We start from the raw sequence: 3,318 nt of genomic DNA on the forward strand, positions 1-3,318 counted from the left end.
CGAGCATCGCCGTAGCGTACGGTGTGCGACCACTTGATCGACGGCGAACCGGTGACCTCGTAAGAGTTTTCAGTCGATCCGTCAATTACACGCGACCGCTTCGGCAAACGGGTGCGCGAGAAACTACTGCTCAGACCGCGTCGCGGGGGCGCGCCGCAGGCACGGCATCCAGCAGCGCCCGCGTGTAGTCGTGCTCGGGCAAGGCGAACAGCTCGTGGGCGGCCCGGTACTCGACCGTCTCACCGGCGCGCATCACCAGCACGTCGTGGCACATCTGCTCGATCACCGCCAGGTCGTGCCCGATGAACAGATACGTCAGCCCGAGTTCGCGCTGGAGTTCGGTGAGCATGTCCAGGATCCTGGCCTGCACCGACACGTCCAGCGACGCGGTGGCCTCGTCGAGAATGAGTAGCTCGGGCTCAACCGCCAGCGCCCTCGCGATACTGACACGCTGCCGCTGACCGCCTGACAGCTCGTGCGGGAACCGTGGCGCGAAGTCGGCGGTGAGGCCGACCAACTCGAGGAGTTCGGCGATGCGCGTGCGCCGCGCCGCCTTGCCCTTCGCCAACCGGTGCACGACAAGCGGCTCCCCGATCGATGCCTCCACCGACGAACGGGGATCCAGCGACGAGAACGGGTCTTGGAACACCAGGCTGGTGCGCCGCCGCACCGATTTCTGCTCGGATCCGCGAACGCTCAGCAGGTCGGTGCCGTCGAGCACCGCGCTGCCGCGGTCCGGCTTGACCAGACCCGTAAGGGCCGCGGCGACGGTGGACTTCCCCGAGCCGGATTCGCCGACCAGGCCCAGTGTGGCGCCGCGCCGAATCGTCAACGAAAGATCCTTCACGGCATGGACGGTCGCGCGTCCGGTGGGCGTCATCACCGGAAACTTCACCTCGAGGCCTTCGACGTCGAGGAGCACGGGTGCGTCCTCGGCCACCGGTGCCGGTCCGTTTCGTCCGAGCACCGGCCGCGCGTCGAGCAGTTCCCGGGTGTACTGCTGTTGCGGGCGGTCGAACACGTCGAGGATCGGCGCCTGCTCCACCACCGCGCCCTCCCGCAGTACGGTCACGTCGTCGGCCACCTGGCCGATGACGCCGAGGTCGTGGCTGATCCACACCACCGCGGTGCCGAAGTCGCGCTGCAACTTTCGGACCAACTCGACGATCTGCGCCTGGGTGGTGACGTCCAACGACGTGGTCGGCTCGTCGGCAATCAGCAACTCGGGGTCGTTGGCAAGCGCGATGGCGACCATTACGCGCTGACGCTGGCCACCTGAGAGCTGGTGCGGATACGAGTGCAGCCGACGCTCTGCATCCGGCAGGCCGACCGCCTCGAGCAGCTCAAACGCTCGCTTCTGCGCCCCCCGACGCGTGGTAGGACGATGCGCCTCAACCGTTTCCGTGATCTGTCGCTCGAGCGTGAGGAGCGGGTTCAGCGACGTTCCGGGATCCTGGAACACGAACCCCACGCGGCCGCCGTGCACGCTGCGCAGCGTCCTGGCCGACGCCCCGACAAGTTCGGTCGGCCGTTCGCCGGCGAGCACGCTGGAGCCCGTCACCACCGCACCTGGCGCATCGAGCAGCCCGGTCGCGGCGAGCACCGTCATGGTCTTGCCCGAGCCGGATTCGCCGACGATGCCGAGGGTCTTCTCCTTCTCGACCGTGAACGACACGTCACGGACGATGTGCCGCTTGCCAATTCGCACGCTGAGGTCGGTGACGTCGAGCACGGAGTCGGTCATCGGGCGCCCCGTGCCTCTGCCAGCGTGCGCTGCTTCGGGTCCAGCACGTCGCGCAGGCCGTCACCAAGCAAGTTGAACGCCAACACGATGACGAAGATGGCCGCACCTGGGAACACCGCCATCCACCACGCCATCGTCACGAAACCCTGGGAGTCGTAGATCATTCGACCCAGCGACGGCTGCGGCGGCTGGATGCCGAGTCCGAGAAACGACAACGCAGCCTCACTCAGGATCGCGAACGCCAGCGACACCGACGTCTGCACGACCAGCGGACCGGTGATGTTCGGCAGCACGTGGCGGGTCAGAATGTAGCCATGTCCGGTGCCCATCGTGCGGGACACCGCGACGTACGGTTCGACGCGCACCGAGAGTGCACTGGCGCGGGCGACGCGCGCGAAGATCGGGGTGTACACGATGCCGATCGCCAGCATGGTGGTGGTGACGCCCGGACCGGCGACGGCGACGATCGCCAGGGCCAGCAGCAGCACGGGGAACGCAAACATCACGTCGATGACGCGCATGAAGACGGTGTCGATCCAGCCGCCCCGGTAGCCCGCGACGATGCCGATGCTCACTCCGACGACGACCGCGAACGCGACGCTGACGACCGCGACCTTCATCGACGCTTGGATGGCGACCAGCACGCGGGACAGCACGTCGCGGCCGAGCTCGTCGGTCCCGAACCAGTGCCCGCCGCTGGGCCCCTGCAGCGCGCTCGGCACGTCGACGTCGTTGATGCCATGGGGCACAATCCAGTTCGCGGCGACGGCGATCACCACCACGGCGACCAGCACGAGAGCGCTGACGACGGTGACGGGATTGCGGAGAAGCAACCGCCACCAGGTGAGCCGAATGTCCATGGGCGCGCTCATGACAGCCGGATCCTCGGGTCGACGACGGCGTACAGGGCGTCGACGATCAGATTGATCAACAGGAACAGTGCCGCTATCAGCAGCACCGCGCCCTGGATCATCGGGTAGTCCCTGGCGGCCACCGAGTTGTAGACCAGGCGGCCCAGCCCTGGCCAGGCGAACACGACCTCCACGACGATCACCCCGCCGAGGATCGTCGCGAGCTGGATGCCCGCGATCGTGAGGATCGGCACCAAGGCGTTGCGGACGGTGTGCCGCATCGTGACGATATGCGGTGCAAGGCCTTTCGACTTCGCCGTGCGCACGTATCCCATGGCCGCAACCTCGAGAACGGCCGACCGCACGTAGCGCGTCATGATCGCCGCGGCCACCAGTCCGACGGTGAGCCCAGGAAGCACGATGTGGGCGAGCCACCCGCCGGGATCGGTCGACAACGGCCGGTAGCCCGACGTCGGAAGCCAACCCAACGTGGTGGCGAACAGCGCGATCAGCAGGATGCCGAGCCAGAAGTCGGGCACCGAGACACCGAACTGACTCGTCACCCGCACGATCGCGTCACTGACCCGGCCCTCGCGCAGCGCCGACCAGATGCCTGCTGGCAGAGCAATCACCAGGGCGATGAGGATGCCCACCACGGCCAGCGACACCGTGGCCGGGAGCCGCTCCATCAGCACCTGCGACACGGGGTCGCCGTTGCGGAAG

Annotated in this window: 3 protein-coding genes; all 3 read right to left on the minus strand. The window is 67.5% G+C overall.

Going from position 1 to position 3,318, the window contains the following annotated elements; translation table 11 throughout:
- Window positions 1-130 precede the first annotated feature (130 nt).
- On the minus strand, window positions 131-1,744 hold the full coding sequence (locus QOD90_RS08080; RefSeq protein ID WP_526348429.1) for a dipeptide ABC transporter ATP-binding protein: 1,614 nt from the start codon (window positions 1,742-1,744) through the stop codon (window positions 131-133).
- A complete protein-coding gene (locus tag QOD90_RS08085) occupies window positions 1,741-2,616 on the minus strand; it encodes an ABC transporter permease (protein ID WP_526348431.1) in 876 nt (291 codons plus the stop codon). Before QOD90_RS08085 ends, QOD90_RS08080 begins: the two co-directional genes overlap by 4 nt.
- Window positions 2,613-3,318, minus strand: a 706-nt coding sequence (locus QOD90_RS08090; RefSeq protein WP_526348433.1) for an ABC transporter permease, incomplete at its 5' end; no start/stop codon positions are given. The genes QOD90_RS08090 and QOD90_RS08085, both read right to left, overlap by 4 nt.

Origin of the sequence: Mycobacterium sp., assembly GCF_032161845.1 — a bacterium.
Taxonomy (GTDB): Bacteria; Actinomycetota; Actinomycetes; order Mycobacteriales; family Mycobacteriaceae; genus Mycobacterium.

Excerpts from the sequence above, each read along its gene's own strand:
- QOD90_RS08080 (WP_526348429.1), bottom strand. The coding sequence starts at position 1,744 with ATGACCGACTCCGTGCTCGACGTCACCGACCTCAGCGTGCGAATTGGC.
- QOD90_RS08085 (WP_526348431.1), bottom strand. The coding sequence starts at position 2,616 with ATGAGCGCGCCCATGGACATTCGGCTCACCTGGTGGCGGTTGCTTCTC.